This is a genomic window from Pseudomonas sp. FW305-3-2-15-C-LB1, from assembly GCF_058787615.1.
Map to the genome: position 1 here is coordinate 181,918 of NZ_JBYSZX010000007.1, position 21,576 is coordinate 203,493.

Genomic DNA, 21,576 nt, shown 5'->3' on the forward strand with positions numbered 1-21,576 from the left:
GGTCCGTTGAGCGCTCATTCCCACGATCACGGTCATCATCATGGCCATCACCACCATCATCATCACGGTGACGAGCACGCTGCCGGCCCATTCCCCTGGCGGCGCATGGCCTGGGCGGCGTTGCTGGTGCTGTTTGCAGTTGCAGCCGCCAGCCTGGTGCAGGTGCGGTCCGGCGAGGCCACGGTGATTACCCGGTTCGGCAACCCGGCGCGGGTGCTGCTGGAGCCCGGCCTGGGCTGGCGTTGGCCGGCACCGTTCGAAGCGGCGATCCCGGTGGATTTGCGCCTGCGCACCACCTCCAGCGGTCTGCAGGATGTGGGCACCCGCGATGGCCTGCGCATCATCGTGCAGGCCTACGTGGCGTGGCAGGTACAGGGCGATGCGGACAATGTGCAGCGCTTCATGCGTGCGGTGCAGAACCAGCCTGATGAAGCGGCGCGGCAGATCCGCACCTTCGTCGGCTCGGCGCTGGAAACCACGGCGGCCAGCTTCGACCTGTCGAGCCTGATCAACACCGACGCCAGCCAGGTGCGCATCGCTGATTTCGAAGCACAACTGCGCCAGCAGATTGATCAACAATTGCTCAATACTTACGGGGTGCGTGTGGTACAGGTCGGTATCGAACGGCTGACGCTGCCGTCGGTCACCCTGACGGCCACCGTCGACCGCATGCGTGCCGAGCGTGAAACCATCGCCACCGAACGCACCGCCGTGGGCAAGCGCGAGGCGGCGCAGATCCGCTCTGCCGCCGAGCGTGATGCGCGCATCATGCAGGCCGATGCCACGGTGAAAGCCGCCGATATCGAAGCGCAATCCCGGGTCGAAGCCGCGCAGATCTACGGCCGTGCCTACGCCGGCAATCCACAGCTGTATAACCTGCTGCGCTCGCTGGATACCCTGGGCACCGTGGTCACGCCGGGCACCAAGATCATCCTGCGCACCGACGCTGCGCCGTTCCGTGCCTTGGTAGACGGACCGAAGGACATCCAGCCATGACCGAGCGTGAGAGCCCGGACAGCCCATGGATACAGGCCGGGCGCCTGACGTTCCTGGCTCTGTACGCAGTGACGGTGCTGGCGGCACTGGCCTGGGCGTTTTCCAATGTGCGCCAGATCGACCCGCAGAACCGTGCCGTGGTGCTGCACTTCGGCGCCCTCGACCGCATCCAGAATGCCGGGCTGTTGCTGGCGTGGCCGCAGCCGTTCGAGCAGGTGGTGCTGTTGCCGGCGGCTGACCGGGTGATCGAGCGTCGGGTGGAGAACCTGTTGCGCTCCGATGCGGCGACCCAGGCCGACCGCGTAGCCAGTTTCGCCACGCCGCTGAGTGATGCACTGGCCGGCTCCGGGTACCTGCTGACCGGCGATGCCGGCGTGGTGCAACTGGATGTGCGGGTGTTCTACAAAGTCACCGAGCCTTACGCCTTTGTGTTGCAGGGTGAGCATGTGCTGCCCGCCCTGGATCGACTGGTGACCCGCAGCGCCGTGGCCCTGGCCGCCGCACGTGACCTGGACACGATCCTGGTGGCTCGCCCCGAACTGATCGGCACCGACAACGGCGCCGCCGAACGTCGCGAACGGCTGCGCGGCGACCTGGTGCAAGGCATCAACAAGCGCCTCGTGGAGCTAGCGTCCACAGGCTTGGGGTTGGGCATCGAAGTGACTCGCGTCGACGTGCAGTCGAGCCTGCCGGGCCCGGCGGTGAATGCCTTCAATGCGGTACTCACCGCCAGCCAGCAGGCCGACAAGGCGGTGGCCAATGCGCGCACCGACGCCGAGAAACTCACCCAGACCGCGACCCAGCAGGCCGACCGCCTGGTGCAAGTCGCCCATGCCCAGGCCAGTGAACGCCTGGCCAATGCCCAGGCGCAGACCGCCACCGTCGCCAGCCTGGCCCAGGTGAAAGACCCGGGCTTGCTGCTGCGCCTGTACCGCGAGCGCCTGCCGAAGATTCTCGGCCAGGCTGGTTCCGTGACCACGGTCGATCCGAAAGACGACGCTCGCTTGATCATCCAGGGAGCCGAACAATGAGCGCACCCATGCTGACCTCTGCAGAACAGCGCAGCGCTGCCCGGCAATTGACCCTGGCTATGTTGGCCCTGGGGTTGCTGGCGCTGGGCCTGGTGTGGCGCTGGCTGGCGCCGGACCAGAGCGGTGTGAGCCAGTTGCTGCTGGGTGTCGCATCGCTGTTGGTGGCAGTGCCGGTGATGCGTTCGGCGTGGTACAGCCTGCGATTCCCCAGCCTGCATGGCATCACCGACCAACTGATCGCCCTGGCCATGCTCGGCGCCTGGGCCACGGGTGACCTGCTGACCGCCGCGTTGCTGCCGATCATCATGATTTTTGGTCATGTGCTGGAAGAGCGCAGCGTGATCGGCTCCCAGGAGGCGATCCATGCCCTGGGCAAGCTGACCCGCAGCCATGCGCGTTTGGTGCAGGCCGATGGCAGCATCCGGGAAGTAGACAATGGCACGCTGAATACCGGTGACATCGTCGAGGTGCGTGCCGGCGACCGAGTGCCGGCGGATGGCGTGGTGCTGTCAGGCCAGGCGAGCCTTGACACGGCGCCGATTACCGGTGAGTCGGTGCCGTTGGAAGCCAGCGTGGGTGTGCAGGTGTTTGGTGGGGCGATCAACCTCGATGGGTTGCTGCGCCTGCAAGTGACCCGCACCGGTAACGAGTCCACCCTGGGCAAAGTCATCGCACTGATGCAGAACGCCGAGCGTTCCAAGCCGCCGATCACGCGGTTGCTGGAGCGGTACGCCGGCAGCTATATGGTGCTGGTGCTGCTGCTGGCGGCGGTGACCTGGTTTGTGACCAATGATGCCCAGGCGATGCTTGCCGTGCTGGTGGCGGCGTGTCCGTGTGCGTTGGTGCTGTCGGCGCCGGCCACGGCGATTGCCGGGATCGCCGTGGCGGCACGGCATGGGATTCTGATTCGCAGCTCGGCGTTCCTCGAAGAACTGGCGGACCTGACCTCCCTGGTGGTCGACAAGACCGGCACCCTGACCTATGGCGCTCTGCGTCTGCACGCCATCGACACCACGGCGCCGGACCGGCAGGTGTTGTTGAACCTGGCGGCGAGCCTGGGTTCGGCCAGCAGCCACCCGGTCAGCCGGGCGTTGGCGGGGTTGGCGACGCAGGAACACAGGCTGGCGCTGACGGATATCCGCGAACGCCAGGGCCTCGGCGTGGTGGCGCAGACCGATCAGGGCGAAGCGGCTCTGGGCCGCCCGGAATTGTTCGAGCAGTTGGGCATCGCGACCACGCCGGTGCCGAACCACGATGGGCCCATCGCCGGGCTGGCGTTGGACGGTCAGTTTCTGGCCTGGCTGTTGCTGGCCGATAGCGTCAAGCCGGAGGCCCGCCAGGCCCTGCAAGAGCTGCGCGACCTTGGCCTCGGTCGTCAACTGTTGCTCACCGGCGACCGCCAGAGCGTCGCCGACAGCCTGGCGCTGGATGTGGGCATCAGTGACGTCCAAGCCCAGGCCCTGCCGGAAGACAAGCTCAACCGCGTGCTGGGTGAAATCGGCAGCGGTTTCCGGCCGATGGTCGTGGGGGATGGCATCAATGATTCGCTGGCGCTCAAGGCCGGTGTGGTCGGCGTGGCCATGGGCGCGGGCGGGGCGGATATCGCCCTGGCATCGGCGGATGTGGTGTTGATCGGCAGCGACCTGCGGCGCCTGGGGACGTGCGTGCGCTTGAGTCGTCAGTGCCGGCAGACGTTGCAGGTCAACGTGATCATCGGTCTGGGCTGGACCTTGGCGATCGTTATATTCGCCGCGTTTGGCTGGTTGGGCGCTGCCGGGGCGATGATTGCTGCGGTGTTGCATAACCTCAGCACCTTGCTGGTCCTGGGTAATGCCGGGCGCTTGCTGCGCTTCCAGGAGCCCCTTTTAAAGCTTGAAGAATAATTTCAGAAATTTTTGCGCACCCCTGTAACGCGGATGAGGGGCCTCACTCTAGTGGTGTGTCGAGACTGAACAATCCGTTCAGCCCGACACCCCTACTGATCGTTGAGGAATATAAAAAATGAACATCAAAAATGCCGTTTCCGGTGCTGCCCTGGCTATCGCTGCCGCCACCATGTTCGCCGGTGTCGCTACCCAGGCACAGGCCGCCGACGCTACTGTTCATTGCTACGGCGTCACCTCCTGCAAAGGCATGAACGATTGCAAGACCGCTGAAAACGCTTGTAAAGGCCAGGCTGTCTGCAAAGGTCACGGTTTCAAGGCCATGACCAAGGCCGCCTGCGACGCCGCCGGCGGCAAGGTCGGCGAGTAATCGCAAGCCGAGTGCAACCGCAGCGAGCCTTCAAGCCGCTGCGGACACTTTTCCAGGAGTCCGCAATGGCCATGTCTCTTCCCTTCCTGGGTTACGGCCTGGGTTTACGCAACGAATACTACGAACAGATCCTTGAACAATCGCCGGCTGTGGATTGGTTCGAAGTGATCTCCGAGAATTACCTGGTCCAGGGCGGTAAAGCCTTGTACTACCTGGACGCGATAGCCGAGCGTTATCCGCTGGTGATGCATGGGGTGTCCCTGTCCATCGGCGGGCCCCATGCCCTCGACACCGACTATCTTAAGCAGATCAGACAGCTCGCCGAGCGTATCCAGCCGGCGTGGGTGTCCGATCATCTGTGCTGGAGCCGCGGCAGCGCCCACCAGTTGCACGACCTGCTGCCGTTGCCTTACACCGAAGAAAGCCTCTATCACGTAGCCGCCCGCGTGCGCCAAGTGCAGGACACATTGGAACGCCCGCTGGTGCTGGAAAACGTCTCCAGTTACGTGCGTTCCAAGGCCGATGAGTTCACCGAGTGGGAATTCCTCAACGCCCTGGCCCACCTGTCGGGGTGCCAGTTGTTGCTGGACGTCAACAATGTGTACGTCAGCTCGCGCAATCATGGCTTCGATGCCTGGACGTTTATCCGCAACCTGCCGCCGCAGAGCATCCGCCAGCTGCACCTGGCCGGGCACATGGACTACGGCGACTACGTGGTCGATACCCATGACCATCCGGTGTGTGACCCGGTGTGGGACCTCTATCAACAGACGCTGGAGCACCTGGGGCCGGTGTCGACGCTACTGGAGCGGGACGACCATTTCCCACCCTTCGAAGAGTTGCTTACCGAGCTCAGCAAAGCCCGTGAACTGGGCGCCATGGCGTTGGCCAGGAGATCGTTATGCGCCTGACCGATTGGCAGCTGGCCTTCGAACAGCACCTTTTATCCGAAACACCTGTCGCCAACAGTGGCTTCGCCGCGACCCTGCTGGGCGGGCCGACGCTGGATGTGGACACGGGCCTGGCGATTTATCACAACGCCTATATCTCGCGGTTGCAGGACGTCTTGCGGCATGACTTCAGCGCCATTCTCTATTGGCTGGGGGATGACGAGTTTGCCGCGCTGACCGAAGCCTATGTGCGGCGCTACCCCTCGGCCCATTACAGCCTGCGCTGGCTGGGCGAGCGTTTCCCGACGTTTATCCTTGAGCATCTGGTGGCGGAGCAAGGTGTGCCGCTGGCGGAGCTGGCGCGGTTGGAGTGGGCGTTTACCCTGGCATTCGACGCGCCGCAGGGCGAACCGCTGACCCTTCACGACATGGCAAGCCTGGCCCCTGAAGACTGGCCGGGCCTGCAGGTGACGCTGGCGCCCTCCGTGCAACAGGTCTTCTGCCGCTTCAATACCGTGGCGATCTGGCGAGCCAGCAAGGATGAGTCAGACTTCCCCCATAGCCAGACCCTGGATCCGGTGCAGATCTGTCTGGTATGGCGGCACCAGAATGTGTGCCACTACCGCAGCCTGGAACCTGCAGAAATCTGCGCCCTGGCAGGCATGGTGACCACCGGCTGGCGTTTTTCAGAACTGTGCGCGGAACTGGCAGTCACTTATGCAGAGGGTGCTCCACTGCAAGCCGTGACGTGGCTGAAACAGTGGGTCCAGGATGGTTTGCTCGAGCGCCGAGCCCCATAGAGGACCGCTATCAAATCGATAGCCTCCTACTTTGTCTTCGGATGGTCTACCCTCACAGCAGACGTCTGAAACAAGGGGGGACTACTCATGCTCGCGCAACTTCCACCGGCCTTACAGAATCTTCAGCTACCGCTGCGTCTTCGACTCTGGGATGGCCATGAATTCAACTTGGGCCCCGAGCCCAGTGTGACCATCGTGGTGAAGGACCCCACGGTTGTTAAGAAACTGACCCATCCCACGCTCGATTCATTGGGCGAAGCCTTCGTCGAGGGTAAATTGGAGCTGGAAGGCTCCATCTCCGAGGTCATCCGGGTGTGTGACGAATTGAGTCACGCCCTGATCGAAGACGACGAGGGGAGTCGTCCGGTGCGCTCGATCCACGACAAGGCCACTGACGCAGCGGCTATTTCCTACCATTACGACCTGTCCAACGAGTTCTACCAGCTGTGGCTGGACCAGGACATGGCGTACTCCTGCGGTTATTTCGAAACCGGCAGCGAATCCATCGACCAGGCGCAACAAGACAAATTCCGCCATCTGTGCCGCAAGCTGCGGCTGCAGCCGGGCGAGTATTTGCTCGACGTAGGTTGCGGTTGGGGTGGGTTGGCGCGGTTTGCTGCGCGGGAGTTCGGGGTCAAGGTGTTTGGTATCACCCTGAGCAAGGAGCAGTTGGCCCTGGCCCGGGAACGGGTGAAGGCCGAGGGCCTCGAAGACCAGGTGGACCTGCAATTGCTCGACTACCGCGACCTGCCGCAAGACGGCCGTTTTGACAAAGTGGTGAGCGTGGGCATGTTCGAACACGTCGGCCACGCCAACCTGGCGCAGTACTGCAAGACCCTGTTCGGCGCCGTGCGCGAAGGCGGCCTGGTGATGAACCACGGCATTACCGCCAAGCACACCGATGGCCGCCCGGTCGGTCGTGGCGCCGGGGAGTTCATCGAGCGTTATGTGTTCCCCAACGGTGAGCTGCCGCACCTGGCGATGATGACCGCCGAGATCAGTGAAGTCGGGCTGGAAGTGGTCGACGTCGAGAGCCTGCGCCTGCACTACGCGCGTACCCTGGACCATTGGAGCGAGCGCCTGGAAGACAACCTGGAGGCGGCGGCGAAGATGGTGCCGGAGCAGGCGCTACGCATCTGGCGCCTGTACCTGGCCGGTTGCGCCTATGCGTTTGCCCGGGGCTGGATCAACCTGCACCAGATCCTGGCGGTGAAACCCCATGCCGATGGCAGCCATGACCTGCCGTGGACGCGGGAAGATATCTACCGCTAACCCCGTTTCTGCGAAAAATGAAGGTCCAAGTGTGGGAGGGGGCAAGCTCCTCCCACAGGGTTCACCGCAGTGTGTTAAAGAATCGGTGAAATAAGCCGCGCGACTCGCATGCCCAGTTGTTGCAGGCGGCGCGTCTCGCGGCTCTCTTGCTGGCTGACCTCATGGGCCAGGGCAAAGTCGTCCAGCAGCATCAGCTCCACTTCCCGGGCGAAGGCTTCGTCGACCGTCAGCAACATCACTTCGAAATTCAGCCGGAACGAGCGGTTGTCCATGTTCGCACTGCCGATGGCGCTGATTTCGCTGTCCACCAGTACGACTTTCTGATGCAGGAAGCCCGGCGTGTAGCGGAACACCCGTACACCGGCGCGCACGGCTTCGATCGCGTAAAGGCTCGATGCCGCGTAGACGATGCGATGGTCGGGCCGTGAGGGCAGCAACAGGCGTACATCGACCCCGCGCAGCACTGCCAGGCGCAGGGCGGCGAACACCGCTTCGTCGGGGATGAAGTACGGGCTGGTGATCCATACGCGTTCGGTCGCCGCATGAATGGCCTCGACAAAAAACAATGAGCAGGTTTCATACGGGTCGGCGGGACCGCTGGCGAGCAATTGGCAGAGCACGCCGTCTTCCGGGTAGGCGTCCGGCAGGATCAGCGGCGGCAGCTCGCGTGCAGCCCAGAACCAGTCTTCGGCAAACGACTCTTGCAAACACGCCACCACCGGGCCGGTCACCTGCACATGGGTATCGCGCCACGGCGCCAGCGGTGGTTTCTTGCCCAGGTATTCATCGCCGACGTTATGCCCGCCGACAAACCCGGTGATGCCGTCCACGACCACGATCTTGCGGTGGTTGCGGAAATTGACCTGGAAGCGATTGAGCCAGCCGCCGCGGGTGGCGAACGCTTTGACTTTCACCCCGGCGTCCCGCAGCGATTGCACATATCGGTGGGGCAGGGCGTGGCTGCCGATGCGGTCATAGAGCACGTGGATGTCTATGCCTTCAGCCGCTTTTTCCTTCAACAGCGCGTGCAGTTGGCGGCCAAGCTCGTCGTCATGAATGATGAAGAACTGGAACAGCACCGCCGTCCTGGCGTTGCGAATGGCCTCGAAGATTGCGCTGAACGTGGCCTCGCCATTGATCAACAAGCGCACTTCATTGTTGGCCAGGCACGGCATGCGGCCCAGCTTGGGCATGGCGCGCAAAGAGGTGTACGCGCTGGAGTTGCGCGCCGCGAGGGCTTCCTCGACCCAGGGGCGCCAGTTCAGCGCGGTGATCGCGGTGTGCATTTCCTGGTTGGCCTGGCGGCGGGCCTGGATGTAGGCGTCGAACGTGCTGCGGCCGAAGATCAGGTAGGGGATCAACGTGAGGTAGGGCATGAACATCAGCGACAAGGCCCAGGCGATCGAGCCTTGGGCGGTCCTGACGGTCAGCACCGCGTGGATCGCGGCGAGAGTCCCGAGAAAGTGCAGCGTGGCGATGAAGTAGGCGAGCAGGTGCGGGCCAAAGAAATCCATGGACGACGGTACTCCAGGCAATCCAAGTGCCTAACAGACCATGTCTGCTTACGAATGTCGCTATTTTATTTGCCGTGCAACACTGGCGCCCTGGCGGCGTCTAACGCCCAACATCAACCAGGAGTTACCCGATGAATGCACGTCTGCTGTCTTTAGCCATGGTTATGGGGTTGTCGCTGCCGGTGGCCGCACAGGCGCAGATGCTGGCGCCAGGCTTGTGGGAATTGACCACCAGCAATATGAAAGTCGATAACCAGGACCTGCCGGACCTGTCGCTGATCCTTGGTCAACTCAAGCAACAAATGACCCCCGAACAGCGCGCCATGCTGGAAAAACAAGGCATCACCATGGCCGGCAAAGGCGTGCAGGTGTGCCTGACACCGGCGCAGGTCGCCTCTGATTCTATCCCGTTGACCGACCCGCAATCGGGCTGCAAACAGCAAGTGACGGACAAGACCGGCAACCAGTGGAAATTCCGCTTCAGTTGCCCGAAAGCCCAGGGCACGGGCGTGGCGACCTTCCAGAGTCAGAAGGAATTCACCACCACCATCAACGGCACCTTCAATGCCACTGGTATTCAGCAAAAGGGCAGCCTCGACAGTCACGCCCAGTGGCTGGGCAACGATTGCGGTACGGTCAAGCCTCGCGCTTAACGCAGGAAATGCAATGGCAGGCCCTGGCAACTGTCGACTACCTGACCGTTGTGCCAGGCCAAGTGGCCGGAGACCAGCGTGGTGCCGACGCTATGACGAAAGCTGCGCTCGGCGAAGGGGGTCCAACCGCAGCGGGCCAGGATCGGCTCGCTGCTCACCGGCTTGCCGTGGGGCTCGGGTTTGATCAGCACCAGGTCGGCCCAATAGCCTTCGCGTAGGTAACCCCGATCCGGGATGGCGAACAGGTCGGCCACGCGATGACTGGTCTTCGCCACCAGCGTGGTCAGCGGCAGATGCCCGTCAGCCACCAGTTCCAACAGTGCCGGCAGCGCGTGTTGCACCAGCGGCAGTCCGGACGGCGCCTCTCGGTAACCCAATTGTTTTTGCCCCCAGGTGTGAGGCGCATGGTCGCTGCCAATCACGTCCAATCGATCACTCAGCAAGGCCTGGCGCAAGGCGTCGCGGTCGGCACGACTCTTGATCGCCGGATTGCATTTGATCTGGTGGCCGAGGCGGTGATAGTCGCGGTCGTCGAACAGCAGGTGGTGCAGGCAGACTTCGGCGGTGATGCGTTTTTCGGCCAGGGGCTTGTCGTCGAACAGCGCCAGTTCGCGGGCGCTGGTCAGGTGCAGCACATGCAGGCGCGTGCCATGGCGCCTGGCCAACTCCACGGCAAAAGATGAGGAGCGATAGCACGCCTCAGCATCGCGGATCAGTGGATGCGCGACGGCGGGAATATTGTCGCCGAAGCGCTCGCGCAGACGTTGTTCGTTGGCCTGGATACTCGGCGTGTGTTCGCAATGGGCCAGCAGGATGGTTGGCACTTCGGCGAACAGGCGCTCCAGGATCCGCGGGTCATCCACCAGCATATTGCCGGTGGACGCTCCCATGAATACTTTCACCCCGGCGACTTCACGCGGGTCGAGGGCGGCGACGGTGTCCAGATTTTCGTTGCTGACACCAAAGTGAAAGCCGTAGTTGGCCACCGAGTGCAGGGCGGCACGGCGTTTCTTGTCGGCCAGCGCTTGCAGGTTCAAGGTGGCCGGGTTGGTGTTGGGCATGTCCATGAAGCTGGTGATGCCGCCGGCCACCGCGGCGCGGGATTCGCTGTAGAAGCTGCCTTTGTCCGGCGCGCCGGGTTCGCGAAAGTGCACCTGGTCATCGATCATGCCCGGCAGCAGCCACTGGCCTTGGGCGTCGATTTCCACCGGCTCGTTATAGCCGTCAAGGCTGGCGGCGATCTTCTCGATACGGCCATTGGCGACCAGTACATCGGCGTCGAACTCCTGGCCTTCATTCACCAGGCGGGCATTGCGAATCAGCACGCGACTCATGGCTCAGAACTCGTTTTGCAGGGCTTTGTAGCCACGCACCAGATCGACGTTGGTACGCGCCACGTCTTCGGAAAACTCCGAGGCGCTTACGCTGACCGGCGGGAATTGCGACAGGTCGGTGGCGGGCCCGATGCGGGTGGTGGAGGGCACGTAGAAGGCGGCGGGCAAATCGCGACCGTCGACCACCGAGTTGTGACGCACCACGCAGCCATCACCCACGGCGCAGTTGAACAGCACACTGTTGAAGCCGATGAACACACGGTCGCCGACGCTGCAGGGGCCGTGGACGATGGAGCGGTGGGCGATGGAAGTGAACTCGCCGATGGTCACCGCCGCGCCGGACTTGGAGTGGATGACCACGCCGTCCTGGATGTTGGAGTTGGCGCCGATGGTGATCGGGTCCATGCCCCCGCTGGCGTCGACTTCATCGGCGCGGATCACCGCGTAGGGGCCGACGAAGACGTTCTCGCCGATGATGACCTTGCCGCAGATGATTGCGGTCTTGTCGACGTAGGCTGATTCGGCAATGACGGGAAGATCGCCGGATGGGTTCTTGCGGATCATGCTGAGGGCTCCGTGAGGATGTGAACGTAGTCGCCATCGATAGCGTTGTAGAAGCAGGTAGGGCGACCGGTGTGGCAGGCCGGGCCCTGCTGGTCGACGATCAGCAACACGGCGTCGCCGTCGCAATCCAGGCGCGCTTCGACCAGTTGTTGCCAATGGCCGGAGCTTTCGCCTTTACGCCATAGCTGCCGACGCGAGCGTGACCAGTAGCAGACTTGCCCGGTGGCCAGGGTTTCGTTTAGGGCCTGGCGGTTCATCCAGGCCAGCATCAATACTTCACCGCTGCCGTGTTGCTGGGCGATGGCGGCGATCAGGCCGTCGCTGTTCCAGGGCAGGGCGTCGAGCACCTGTCCGAGTGGAAAGCGGCTGCCCACGGCAGCCCCTTCCAGATCGAGCATGCTCAGGGTCATGGCTTGCCCAGGGCCGCGCACAAGGTGTTGAGGTTGTATTCGAACAGCCCGGTAAAGGTGCTGGCCGGACCTTGCGCGGCGAGGGCGTCGGAGTAGAGCGTGCCGCCGATCTGCGCGCCACTTTCGTCTGCGATCTGCTTGAGCAGGCGCGAGTCCTTGATGTTTTCCATGAACACCGCTTTGACTTTGTCTTTGCGGATCTGGGTGATCAGCGCGGCGACCTCGGCGGCGGACGGTTCACGTTCGGTGGACAGCCCCTGGGGCGCAAGGAACTCAATGCCGTAGGCCTGGCCCAGGTAGCCGAAGGCGTCATGGGAGGTGACGATGCGGCGGTTGCCTGCTGGCAGCTCACCGAACTTGGCCTTGGCTTCGGCCAGCAAGCGGTAGATTTCTTTCAGGTAGGCCTGGCTGTTGCGCAGGTAGTCAGCCTTGTTCGCCGGGTCGGCGGCGACCAGCGCCTTGGTGATGTTGTTCACGTAGATTTCGGCGTTGGCCAGGTTGTGCCAGGCGTGGGGGTCGGGGATCGTTTCGCCGTCCTCTTCCATGGTGTGGGAAATCACGCCTTTGCTGGCGGTGACCACGGTCGCCTTGGTTTCAGTGCTGGCCACCAGCCGGTCCAGCCACGGCTCGAAGCCCAGGCCGTTCTTGATGATCAGCTTGGCCTTGAGCAGCGCCTTGGCGTCGTCCGGCGTTGGTTCGTAGGTATGGGCGTCGGCGTCAGGGCCGACCATGTTGCTGATCTGGATGTGATCGCCGCCGATCTGGTGGGTGATGTCATCGAGAATACTGAAACTGGTCACCACCTGGAGTTTGTCGGCGGCCTGGGCCATCGACAACGGCAGCAGCAGACTGAACAGCACGAGTAAAGCGCGCATCGGGAAACACCTCATTGGGATGTAAGGGAGGGCGGGCGGCGCAGCAAGCCGTGCACCGGACCGAAGACCACGGACAGCAGATACCCGGCACCCGCCACCAGCACGATGGCCGGGCCGCTGGGCAACGAGTAGTAGAACGACAACAACAAACCCAGCCACACCGACAGGCTTCCCAGCACCGCCGATACCGCGATCAACACCGGCAGGCGCCGGCTCCAGAAACGTGAAGCGATGGCCGGCAACATCATCAAGCCCACCACCATCAAGGCGCCGATGGCCTGGAAACCGATCACCAGGTTCAGCACCACCAGGGTCAGGAACAACCCGTGGGCCAGTGGGCCGAGGCGGCTGACGGTTTGCAGGAACAGCGGATCGAGAGTGTCCAGCAGCAACGGTCTGTAGATCACCGCCATGGCGATCAGGCTGAACCCGGAGACCCAGAGCATGCCGGTGAGGGTGGTTTCATCCACCGCCAGGGCCGAGCCGAACAGCAGGTGCAGCAAGTCCAGGCGCTTGCCGGCGATGCCGAGGATCAACACGCCGGCGGCGAGGGAGATGGGGTAGATGGCGGCGAGGCTGGCGTCTTCACGCAGGCCGGTGCGACGGGTGATCCACGCGGACAGGCCGGCCATGCTCAAGCCGGCGCCGAGGCCGCCGATGGTCAGGGCCGGCAGGCTGAGGCCGGCAAACCAGAAACCGAGTGCGGCGCCGGGCAGGATGCCGTGGGCCACGGCGTCACCGATCAGGCTCATGCGTCGCAGGATCAGGAACACGCCCAGCGGCGCGGTGCTGCAGGCAAGTACCAGTCCGCCGATCAACGCACGACGCATGAACACGAAGTCGAGGAAGGGCATCCACAGGTGGGCGGCGAAGTGCATCAGGCCACCTGCATTTGGGGCTGTGGGCGGATCAGCTCTTTGCTGGGGCCGAACAGGCAGCCGGTATTCTTGATCTGCACCACGTGCTGGGTGTGATGGCGCACGGAGGCAAGGTCATGGCAGACCACGATCAGCGTACGGCCTTGATCGTGCCAGGCGTGGATGTGTTTCCAGCACAGCGCCTGGCCTGCTTCATCGAGGGCGGCGTGGGGTTCATCGAGCAGCAGCACCGGCGCTTCGGCCAGGCTCATGCGCGCGAGCAGGGCGCGTTGCAGTTCGCCGCCGGAGAGAGCCATCAGCGGGCGATGTTCCAGGCCGCTGAGGCACCAGTCTTCCAGCACGGCTTCAAGGCGCCGGCTGCGTTGTTGCGGGGAGAGCTGGGTGCCCCAGAAGCCGGCGGAGACCAGCTCTTGCAGGCTGATGGGGAACTGGCGGTCCAGGTGCTGTTGCTGCGGCAGAAACGACAGACCGCCACGGCGTGGAACCGCCACCGTGACCTTGCCCGCCAAGGGCTTTTGCAGGCCGGCGATGACCTTGAGCAGGCTGCTTTTGCCGGTGCCATTGGCGCCGATGATGCCGGTGAGGCTGCCTTTTTCCAGAGTGAGGTCGAGGGCGGGCGTCAGCGGTTGGCCTGGGGCGCCCCAGCGTAAGGCGGTGCAGGTGATCATGCAGGGTTTCTCGTCCAGCGGCTTTCCGCCACGGCATCGTGCGCGTGCAGACTTTCGGCGTGGATCACTTTCAGGTGGAAGGCGTTGACCGCATCCGAGCGTTTCAAGGCGAGGTTCAGGCGGCGGGCGGCGTCTTCGCAGAACATCAGGTTCTGCCCATTGGCCAGGGCGAAGGCCTGTTCGTCCGCGCGTTTTACAGCGGTTTGTACGGCGGTTCCGAGGGCGGCTTCGACGTTATCGATCAGTTCGGTGATGGGCAGGCTGGGTTGGTCGCCGTCCAGCTCGATCAGCAACTGCGCGCTGCTGCGCTGGCTGTGAGGTGTGGCGACGATGCCGTTGGCGCTGCCGAGCCAGGTCAACACGTCTTCATGCTGCAGCGGGGTGTTGCCGAAGTCTTGCAGAAATTGCTGCTGAATCAATTGCCTGGCGAGGGCGGCGGAGCACGGGCAGGTTGAGGAATAGGTAACGTCAATTTTTAGTTCCACGTGGAACATCTGGTTTTCCAGGCGGGCCTGGATGCTCACCGGGTAGCCTTTCCAGCCAGCCAACGGGCTGACCAGCGCCGAGCGCTTGAGCAGCAGATCGGTATGGATACGCAGGTAGGCGTTATTAGATAAACCTTCATGACTGTCGAGAAAACGCTGCAGTACATTACGCAGAAGTGCAGGTGTAAGCGGCTGCTGGTCGAGCATCTCCAGCGCCAGGTACAGGCGTGACATATGAATGCCACGGGCGGCGCCATCATCCAGGCTTACGCCGGCATCGGCAGTAGCAGCAAGACGCTCGCCGTCGATGAGGATCGGCAGGGCGATGCCGCACATGCCTACCCAGTCGAGTGGCAAGGCTTGGCGTGAAGCCTGCGCGGCGATATCCGGCAGAGTCAGCGCATTCATGAGCAGGTCCATCATTGGAAATAAAAAGACATGTTATAGTATAACTATTGTGTCGACGATGGTTTTTCTGCGCCAGCCTTTTTTCAGTCATGTCGAGCAGGGACGCTCCTTTTTGCGGTAACTTTTCATGCACAGACGTCAGCTTCTTAACCTGCTTCTGGCCAGTCCGCTGTTCACTTTGCCGTTTGCCGCCCATGCCACACAGATTCGTAATGCTCGCCTGTGGCGCTCGGACGACAAGCTGCGGTTGGTGTTCGACCTCAGCGGCCCGGTGCAATACAAGACCTTCACCCTGAGCGCGCCGGAGCGCCTGATCATTGATCTGAGCGGGGCCGGGCTCAGCGGTGATTTCTCTCAGTTGGCGTTGAAGAACAGCGGCATCACCTCGATTCGCTCGGGGCATTTTGGTAAAGGCGATACACGCATCGTGCTGGACCTGGTCGCACCGATGCAGCTCAACAGCTTTCTATTGCCGCCTCAGGACGGCCAGGGTCATCGCCTGGTGCTGGACCTGACCAGCGCCACCCAGGTGCCTCGCCAGATGGCCGCTGAACCTGCGCCGCGCGTGGACAAGGCCCACCCCAAGCGCGACATCATCGTGGTGGTGGATCCCGGCCACGGCGGCAAGGACCCGGGTGCAGTCGGCTCCAAGGGCCAGCGTGAAAAAGACGTGGTGCTGTCCATTGCGCAACTGTTGGCCAAACGCTTGAAGCGCGAGAAAGGCTTTGACGTGAAGTTGGTGCGCAACGACGATTTCTTCGTACCGCTGCGCAAACGGGTGGAGATCGCCCACAAGCACAATGCCGACATGTTCATCTCCGTGCATGCGGACGCGGCACCACGCATCACCGCCTCGGGCGCGTCGGTGTATGCCCTGTCCGAAGGCGGCGCGACGTCCGCCACGGCGCGGTTCATGGCGCAACGGGAAAACGGTGCCGACTTGCTCGGCGCCACCAGCCTGCTCAATCTCAAGGACAAGGACCCGATGCTGGCCGGGGTAATCCTGGACATGTCGATGAACGCTACCATCGCCTCCAGCCTGCAACTGGGCCACTCGATCCTGGGCAGCCTGGAAGGCATCACCAGCCTGCATCAGAAACGCGTGGAACAGGCGGGATTCGCGGTGCTCAAGTCACCCGACGTGCCGTCGATCCTGGTGGAAACCGGGTTTATCTCCAATGCGCGTGACAGTGCGCGGCTGGTTACCGCGCGGCATCAACAAGCGGTTGCCGATGGGTTGTTCGAAGGCTTGAAAAAGTATTTCCAGAAGAACCCACCGATGAACAGCTACATGGCGTGGGTGCAGGAACAGAAGAACGCCCAAGTCTAGCAACCCGTTATACGGCTGCAGGTGAATTTTGCGCGGGCACCACCCGAACTGGAAAACCGGTTGAGGGTGGTCCAGCCCACGCGCCGCGTGTAGCCGACCCACGCCTCACCGTCCGACGCCAACCCGGTAAAAAAGGTCAGCTGCCCGTAGCGGCTGTTGGTCTGTGCCCAGTAGCGCTTGCCTATCACCTCGTATCCGCGCAGATACGTGGTACTGCCGACCGTCGCCACGCTGTAGGCATTGCCCAATGGGTCGACACAAGCCAGCAGGTTGGCGCTGCGCGTGCAGTGGGCCAACAGGTTGGGGGCCTGGGCGCAGGCAGGTCCCGCCGCAGCCAAAACCAGGGCGCACACCAGGTATTTCATCAGGTTTCTCGTGGCAGGGAAGTGTTCAAGCATTGCGCCCTTCGTCGTGGTGAGCAAGAGGGGATTGGCTTATTTGTATTGTTATACTATAACATTAAAACACAGCCTGACCCGTGAACCGCTCTCCATGACCGAACAAGACCTGCTGGCCCAACCGCCCGCCGACTATATGAATGAAGCCCAGCAAGGCTTCTTCCGTGAGTTGCTGCTGGCGCAACGCAATGAGCTGCAAGCGCGTATCGACGCCGAATTCCTGCTGCTGCGCGAGCAGGAAACCAACAGCGACCCTGCCGATGTGGGCAGCGCCGAAGAACAGCGCCAATGGCAACTGCGCCTGCTGGAGCGGGAAAAGAAGCTGTTGGACAAGATCGACGACGCCCTCGAATTGCTGGCACGCGGCGAGTACGGCTGGTGCCGCGAGACCGGCGAGCCCATCGGCCTGCAGCGCTTGTTGCTGCGTCCTACCGCCACCCTGTGTATCGAAGCCAAAGAACGTGAAGAGCTGCGCGAACGCCATAAACGGGCGATTTGACCGGCCAACCCTGATGAGGAATACCTGATGCCCAATCGCCTCCCCGTTACTGTGTTGTCCGGCTTTCTCGGCGCCGGTAAAAGCACGCTGCTCAACTACGTCCTGCGCAACCGCGAAAATCTGCGGGTGGCGGTGATCGTCAACGATATGAGCGAAATCAATATCGATGGCAGTGAAGTCCAGCGCGACGTCACCCTCAACCGCGCCGAAGAAAAACTGGTGGAGATGAGCAACGGCTGCATCTGCTGCACCTTGCGCGAGGACTTGCTGGAAGAAGTCGGAAAACTCGCCAAGGAAGGTCGCTTCGATTACCTGCTGATAGAATCCACCGGTATCTCCGAGCCCTTGCCGGTGGCCGAGACCTTCACCTTTCGTGATGAAAACGAGCAAAGCCTGGCCGATATCGCCCGCCTGGACACCATGGTCACCGTGGTCGATGGCATGAACTTCCTGCTCGACTACCAGGCCGCCGAAAGCCTGGCCTCGCGCGGTGAAACCCTCGGTGAAGAAGACGAGCGCTCCATCACCGACCTGTTGATCGAGCAGATCGAATTCGCTGACGTGATCCTCATCAGCAAGATCGACCTGATCAGCAGCCGCGAACGTGAAGAATTGATGGCAATCCTCGAACGCCTCAACGCCCAGGCGGAAATCATCCCGATGGTCATGGGGGAGGTGCCGCTGAACAAGATCCTCAACACCGGCCGTTTCGACTTCGAGCGCGCCGCCCAGGCGCCGGGCTGGCTGCAGGAATTGCGCGGTGAACATGTGCCGGAAACCGAAGAGTACGGCATTGCCTCCACCGCTTATCGAGCTCGCCGCCCGTTTCATCCGCAGCGCTTTTTCGACTTTATCGACCGCCCGTGGGTCAACGGCAAACTGCTGCGTTCCAAGGGTTTTTTCTGGCTCGCCAGCAAACACCAGGATGCGGGCAGTTGGTCCCAGGCCGGTGGCCTGATGCGTCATGGGTTTGCCGGCCGCTGGTGGCGCTTTGTGCCCAAAAGCCAATGGCCTCAGGACGAAGAGAGCATCGCGGCGATCATGGGCAACTGGCAACTGAGCACTGGCGACTGCCGCCAGGAGCTGGTGTTTATCGGCCAGAACATCGACTTCACCCGCATGCGCGCCGAGTTGGATGCGTGCTTGCTCACCGATGAAGAAATGGCCCTGGGCGTCGAAGGCTGGCGCTTGCTGGCCGACCCTTTTGGCCCCTGGTATGAGGAGGCAGCCGCCTGATGCTGGCCCCGGTGATTCCCCTGCGTCCCGTGATTCGCCAGACTTGCGGTGACACCCCGCTGGCGCTGTCCGACATCCTCGAAGACGGCGTCAACCTGGCGCTGTGGCAGCGCCAGCTGCCGCTGCACATCGCCGAGTTCGGCGCCTTGCTGGTGGCGCTCAACGAGCCGTTGGCCGACTCCATGGTCATCGAGCTCAACAACGACGACGCCGAGCCAAACTTGCAGGGTTTGGCGTCGAGTTGTCGTGATCTTGAGGGCTACGAAGGCTTCATCGCCGATGTGTCGTGGCTGATCAGCGCGTTCGCCTGTCTGCTTGGTGCCAAGCGTATCGGCGTGCGCCTGCGTCTGTTGGATAAAGCCATGTGCCCGCGTTTTCACGTCGACCACGTGCCGGTGCGCCTGATCACCACCTATGCCGGGGTCGGCAGCCAGTGGTTGCGTGAAGGCGTGATGGACCGTCGCAAGCTCAGCCAGCCGGATGCCGAACCCACCGAGCGTATCGAGCAGATCCACTGCGGCGAAGTCGCCTTGCTCAAGGGCACCAAATGGCATGGCAATGAAGGCCATGGCCTGATTCACCGTTCACCCGCACTGAGGGCCGACGAGCGCCGCTTGATCCTGACACTGGATTGGCTCGCATAACCGCGTAGGATCAAACGCTCTACACGGTCCGAACGATGCCCCTCATGTTGCAGAACATTCCTACCCACGTGATTGCCGGGCCCCTGGGCGTCGGCAAGACCAGCCTCATCCAGCACCTGCTTGCCCAGCGCCCGGCCAACGAGCGCTGGGCCGTGCTGATCAACGAGTTCGGGCAGATCGGCCTGGATGCCGCCTTGCTCACTCAGGATGACGATGGCATTGCCCTCGGCGAAGTCGCCGGAGGCTGCCTGTGTTGTGTGAATGGTGCCCCGTTCCAGGTCGGCCTGGGTCGCTTGTTGCGTAAGGCCAAGCCTGATCGGCTGTTTATCGAGCCCTCGGGCCTGGGGCATCCGGCGCAGTTGCTCGGGCAGTTGCGCGAAGCGCCGTGGCAGAACGTGCTGGCCGTCCAGCCGTGCGTGATGGTGCTGGATGCGCAAGCGTTGGCGGCGGGCAAGCCCTTGCCCCAAGCACAACATGAGGCATTGGCGAATGCCGGTTTGCTGGTATTGAACAAGGATGAAGCGCTGGATGCAGCGCAGCGCGAGGTGATCGAGCGGCAGTTACCCGACTGCCCGCTTTACTGGACCCGCCAGGCGTATTTGCCGCTGGCGCATTTACCTGGCCTTGACGCGCGGGCTGCTGCGGCTGTGGACAACTTCGCCGTACCCAAAGGCCTGGCGCAAATGCCGGCCATCTGGACCGATCCTGACCAGCCCATTTGCCTGAGCCAGGCTCAAGAGGGCGGCTGGAGCATTGGCTGGCGCTGGCACCCCAGCCAGCAGTTCGACACCCCGCAGCTGCATAACTGGCTTACAAGCCTTGATTGGCGCCGCGCCAAACTGGTTATCCACAGTGCCGAAGGCTGGGTGTCCGCCAATGCTGTGGATAACGGCCCCCTCACCTGGCAACCCAGCGAATGGCGCCGCGATTCGCGTATCGAATTGATCTTCAGCGAGCCACAGGACGTGGGCGTGTTACAGCGTGCGCTGGCCGCCAGCCGTCAGTGACGCTTCTTGGACGCGTGGTCCTGGCGCCACTGGCTCAGCTCGATCACCTCGGCACTGGGCAACGGCGTCTTGATCTCGAACGGGTAGGGCGCCAGTTCGATCTGTGCGCTGTGGGCACCAAACTGGGTGATGGTCCCCGGATGGCGGGTTTCGCCGGTCACGGTGAACTCGAAGTTGTAGATGCGCGCCAGGCGCCGCCGACCGTTGGCATCCTTTACAAAACCGATGCGCTTGAGTGCCACCGCACCGTCCAGCAGTTCGATGTCGAGCTTGGCGCAATGCTGCTTGACCCGCTCCAGCGCCCGTTCGCGCAGGCCATGGTTGTGCCAAACCCAGGCGGCACCGGTCGCCAGTAGCATCAACACGAACATGTTTCCCAGGGTCAGCATGCGAAAAACTCCAACAAAGTGAGAGCAGCTTAACTGTGTCGCCGGTCTGTCGTACAGGCTGCGTTTAGTCGCATACTGCGCGGCCAGAATTTCATTGGTTTTACGGAAATCTCCCGCATGAAACGCACACCTCATCTGCTTGCGATCCAGTCTCATGTGGTCTTTGGCCACGCCGGAAACAGCGCCGCCGTGTTCCCCATGCAGCGCGTTGGGGTGAACGTGTGGCCGCTGAATACGGTGCAGTTCTCCAACCACACCCAGTATGGCCAATGGGCGGGAGAAGTGTTGGCGCCACAGCAGATTCCCGCGTTGGTGGAAGGCATTGCCGCCATCGGCGAGCTGGGCAATTGCGATGCGATTCTGTCCGGCTACCTGGGCAGCGCCGATCAGGGCAGGGCGATCCTGACTGGCGTGGCGCGCATCAAGGCCATCAACCCCAAGGCTCTGTATCTGTGCGACCCGGTGATGGGGCATCCGGAAAAAGGCTGCATCGTTCCCCAGGAAGTCAGCGATTTCCTGCTGGACGAAGCCGCGGCCATGGCCGACTTCCTGTGCCCCAACCAACTGGAACTGGACAGCTTTGCCGGGCGCAAGCCGCAATCGCTGTTCGATTGCCTGGCCATGGCCAAGGCGTTGCTGGCGCGTGGGCCGAAGGCCGTATTGGTCAAACACCTGGATTATCCGGGCAAGCTGCCGGACGGTTTCGAGATGCTGCTGGTGACCCTCGAAGGCAGTTGGCACCTGCGACGGCCGCTGCTGGCGTTCCCACGTCAGCCGGTGGGGGTGGGCGATTTGACCTCGGGGCTGTTCCTGGCACGTGTTCTGTTGGGCGATAGCCTGCTGGCCGCCTTCGAATTCACCGCTGCAGCGGTCCACGAAGTGTTGTTGGAAACCCAGGCCTGCGCCAGTTACGAGTTGGAGCTGGTGCGCGCCCAGGATCGTATTGCCCATCCTCGCGTGCGTTTCGAAGCCACTCCCATTGGATTGTAGGAATATTCCTGATTGAGTCAGGCAAAGAGCGTCCGGTACTATCGGGCGCCTC

General features: G+C 62.6%; 24 protein-coding genes. 14 read left to right on the forward strand and 10 right to left on the reverse strand.

All coding sequences use genetic code 11. From position 1 onward, the window contains the following. Positions 1-6 precede the first annotated feature (6 nt). The 7 genes from hflC (at position 7) to cfaB (ending at position 7,242) form a co-directional block, all read left to right on the forward strand. Positions 7-996 (forward strand): protease modulator HflC, encoded by a 990-nt coding sequence (gene hflC, locus AC3WP7_RS16145; protein WP_071490871.1) that lies wholly within the window; start codon positions 7-9, stop codon positions 994-996. Further along, positions 993-2,027: a protease modulator HflK gene (gene hflK / locus AC3WP7_RS16150; protein ID WP_092241533.1), complete on the forward strand. Its 1,035-nt coding sequence runs from the start codon at positions 993-995 to the stop codon at positions 2,025-2,027. Before hflC ends, hflK begins: the two co-directional genes overlap by 4 nt. Then, complete coding sequence (locus AC3WP7_RS16155; protein WP_092241535.1) at positions 2,024-3,910, forward strand: cation-translocating P-type ATPase; 1,887 nt, start codon at positions 2,024-2,026, stop codon at positions 3,908-3,910. The genes hflK and AC3WP7_RS16155 overlap by 4 nt, the downstream gene beginning before the upstream one ends. 118 nt (positions 3,911-4,028) lie before the next feature. Further along, positions 4,029-4,280 carry a BufA2 family periplasmic bufferin-type metallophore gene (gene bufA2, locus AC3WP7_RS16160; protein ID WP_071490868.1) on the forward strand — a complete coding sequence of 84 codons (252 nt, stop codon included), beginning with the start codon at positions 4,029-4,031 and terminating at the stop codon, positions 4,278-4,280. A gap of 65 nt (positions 4,281-4,345) precedes the next feature. Then, positions 4,346-5,191, forward strand: coding sequence for an MNIO family bufferin maturase (gene bufB, locus AC3WP7_RS16165; protein ID WP_092241537.1), 846 nt, complete (start codon positions 4,346-4,348; stop codon positions 5,189-5,191). Continuing rightward, positions 5,182-5,970, forward strand: coding sequence for an HvfC/BufC N-terminal domain-containing protein (locus AC3WP7_RS16170; RefSeq protein ID WP_102592195.1), 789 nt, complete (start codon positions 5,182-5,184; stop codon positions 5,968-5,970). Before bufB ends, AC3WP7_RS16170 begins: the two co-directional genes overlap by 10 nt. Positions 5,971-6,057: 87 nt before the next feature. Beyond that, positions 6,058-7,242: a C17 cyclopropane fatty acid synthase CfaB gene (cfaB, locus tag AC3WP7_RS16175; protein ID WP_102592196.1), complete on the forward strand. Its 1,185-nt coding sequence runs from the start codon at positions 6,058-6,060 to the stop codon at positions 7,240-7,242. Positions 7,243-7,316: 74 nt separating this feature from the next. Here the strand turns inward: cfaB and cls are convergent, their stop codons facing one another. Beyond that, a complete protein-coding gene (gene cls / locus AC3WP7_RS16180) occupies positions 7,317-8,756 on the reverse strand; it encodes a cardiolipin synthase (protein ID WP_071490864.1) in 1,440 nt (479 codons plus the stop codon). A 131-nt stretch (positions 8,757-8,887) separates the two neighbouring features. Between cls and AC3WP7_RS16185 the strand changes: the two genes are divergently transcribed. Further along, on the forward strand, positions 8,888-9,409 hold the full coding sequence (locus tag AC3WP7_RS16185; protein WP_092241545.1) for a DUF3617 domain-containing protein: 522 nt from the start codon (positions 8,888-8,890) through the stop codon (positions 9,407-9,409). On the opposite strand, the gene AC3WP7_RS16190 is transcribed toward AC3WP7_RS16185, so the two are convergent. Genes AC3WP7_RS16190 through folE2 form a run of 7 tightly spaced genes read right to left on the reverse strand, consistent with a single transcriptional unit; the run spans position 9,406 to position 15,031 of the window. Continuing rightward, positions 9,406-10,743 (reverse strand): dihydroorotase, encoded by a 1,338-nt coding sequence (locus AC3WP7_RS16190; RefSeq protein WP_093120245.1) that lies wholly within the window; start codon positions 10,741-10,743, stop codon positions 9,406-9,408. The genes AC3WP7_RS16185 and AC3WP7_RS16190 overlap by 4 nt on opposite strands. Before the next feature lie 3 nt (positions 10,744-10,746). Further along, positions 10,747-11,307: a gamma carbonic anhydrase family protein gene (locus tag AC3WP7_RS16195; protein WP_093120247.1), complete on the reverse strand. Its 561-nt coding sequence runs from the start codon at positions 11,305-11,307 to the stop codon at positions 10,747-10,749. Next, positions 11,304-11,717, reverse strand: coding sequence for a phosphoribosyl-AMP cyclohydrolase (hisI, locus tag AC3WP7_RS16200; protein WP_093120249.1), 414 nt, complete (start codon positions 11,715-11,717; stop codon positions 11,304-11,306). The genes AC3WP7_RS16195 and hisI overlap by 4 nt, the downstream gene beginning before the upstream one ends. Continuing rightward, positions 11,714-12,592, reverse strand: coding sequence for a metal ABC transporter substrate-binding protein (locus AC3WP7_RS16205; RefSeq protein ID WP_092241553.1), 879 nt, complete (start codon positions 12,590-12,592; stop codon positions 11,714-11,716). The genes hisI and AC3WP7_RS16205 overlap by 4 nt, the downstream gene beginning before the upstream one ends. Positions 12,593-12,603: 11 nt before the next feature. Beyond that, positions 12,604-13,470 carry a metal ABC transporter permease gene (locus AC3WP7_RS16210; RefSeq protein WP_071490858.1) on the reverse strand — a complete coding sequence of 289 codons (867 nt, stop codon included), beginning with the start codon at positions 13,468-13,470 and terminating at the stop codon, positions 12,604-12,606. Continuing rightward, on the reverse strand, positions 13,470-14,138 hold the full coding sequence (locus AC3WP7_RS16215; RefSeq protein ID WP_102592197.1) for a metal ABC transporter ATP-binding protein: 669 nt from the start codon (positions 14,136-14,138) through the stop codon (positions 13,470-13,472). The genes AC3WP7_RS16210 and AC3WP7_RS16215 overlap by 1 nt, the downstream gene beginning before the upstream one ends. Continuing rightward, complete coding sequence (gene folE2 / locus AC3WP7_RS16220; protein WP_093527127.1) at positions 14,135-15,031, reverse strand: GTP cyclohydrolase FolE2; 897 nt, start codon at positions 15,029-15,031, stop codon at positions 14,135-14,137. The genes AC3WP7_RS16215 and folE2 overlap by 4 nt, the downstream gene beginning before the upstream one ends. Positions 15,032-15,158: 127 nt before the next feature. Here folE2 and AC3WP7_RS16225 point away from each other — a divergent pair, with 127 nt between their 5' ends. Next, positions 15,159-16,361 (forward strand): N-acetylmuramoyl-L-alanine amidase, encoded by a 1,203-nt coding sequence (locus tag AC3WP7_RS16225; protein ID WP_093120256.1) that lies wholly within the window; start codon positions 15,159-15,161, stop codon positions 16,359-16,361. On the opposite strand, the gene AC3WP7_RS16230 is transcribed toward AC3WP7_RS16225, so the two are convergent. Continuing rightward, complete coding sequence (locus AC3WP7_RS16230) at positions 16,358-16,726, reverse strand: glutamine synthetase (RefSeq protein ID WP_102592198.1); 369 nt, start codon at positions 16,724-16,726, stop codon at positions 16,358-16,360. The two genes, AC3WP7_RS16225 and AC3WP7_RS16230, sit on opposite strands and share 4 nt — an antisense overlap. Before the next feature lie 127 nt (positions 16,727-16,853). On the opposite strand from AC3WP7_RS16230, the gene dksA reads away from it, so the two are divergent. From dksA to AC3WP7_RS16250, 4 genes are read left to right on the forward strand one after another with little or no spacing between them, the layout of a single operon-like run. Further along, positions 16,854-17,258: an RNA polymerase-binding protein DksA gene (dksA, locus tag AC3WP7_RS16235; RefSeq protein ID WP_058424325.1), complete on the forward strand. Its 405-nt coding sequence runs from the start codon at positions 16,854-16,856 to the stop codon at positions 17,256-17,258. A gap of 27 nt (positions 17,259-17,285) precedes the next feature. Further along, on the forward strand, positions 17,286-18,494 hold the full coding sequence (gene zigA / locus AC3WP7_RS16240; protein WP_092241563.1) for a zinc metallochaperone GTPase ZigA: 1,209 nt from the start codon (positions 17,286-17,288) through the stop codon (positions 18,492-18,494). After that, entirely contained in the window at positions 18,494-19,138 is a 645-nt protein-coding gene (locus tag AC3WP7_RS16245) for a DUF1826 domain-containing protein (RefSeq protein ID WP_093120262.1), read from the forward strand. The genes zigA and AC3WP7_RS16245 overlap by 1 nt, the downstream gene beginning before the upstream one ends. A 44-nt stretch (positions 19,139-19,182) precedes the next feature. After that, on the forward strand, positions 19,183-20,145 hold the full coding sequence (locus tag AC3WP7_RS16250; RefSeq protein ID WP_102592199.1) for a CobW family GTP-binding protein: 963 nt from the start codon (positions 19,183-19,185) through the stop codon (positions 20,143-20,145). Here the strand turns inward: AC3WP7_RS16250 and AC3WP7_RS16255 are convergent. Next, on the reverse strand, positions 20,139-20,534 hold the full coding sequence (locus AC3WP7_RS16255) for a DUF3301 domain-containing protein (RefSeq protein ID WP_092241567.1): 396 nt from the start codon (positions 20,532-20,534) through the stop codon (positions 20,139-20,141). The genes AC3WP7_RS16250 and AC3WP7_RS16255 overlap by 7 nt on opposite strands. Positions 20,535-20,651: 117 nt before the next feature. Here AC3WP7_RS16255 and pdxY point away from each other — a divergent pair, with 117 nt between their 5' ends. Continuing rightward, positions 20,652-21,524 carry a pyridoxal kinase PdxY gene (gene pdxY / locus AC3WP7_RS16260; protein WP_102592200.1) on the forward strand — a complete coding sequence of 291 codons (873 nt, stop codon included), beginning with the start codon at positions 20,652-20,654 and terminating at the stop codon, positions 21,522-21,524. The last annotated feature ends 52 nt before the right edge of the window (positions 21,525-21,576 follow it).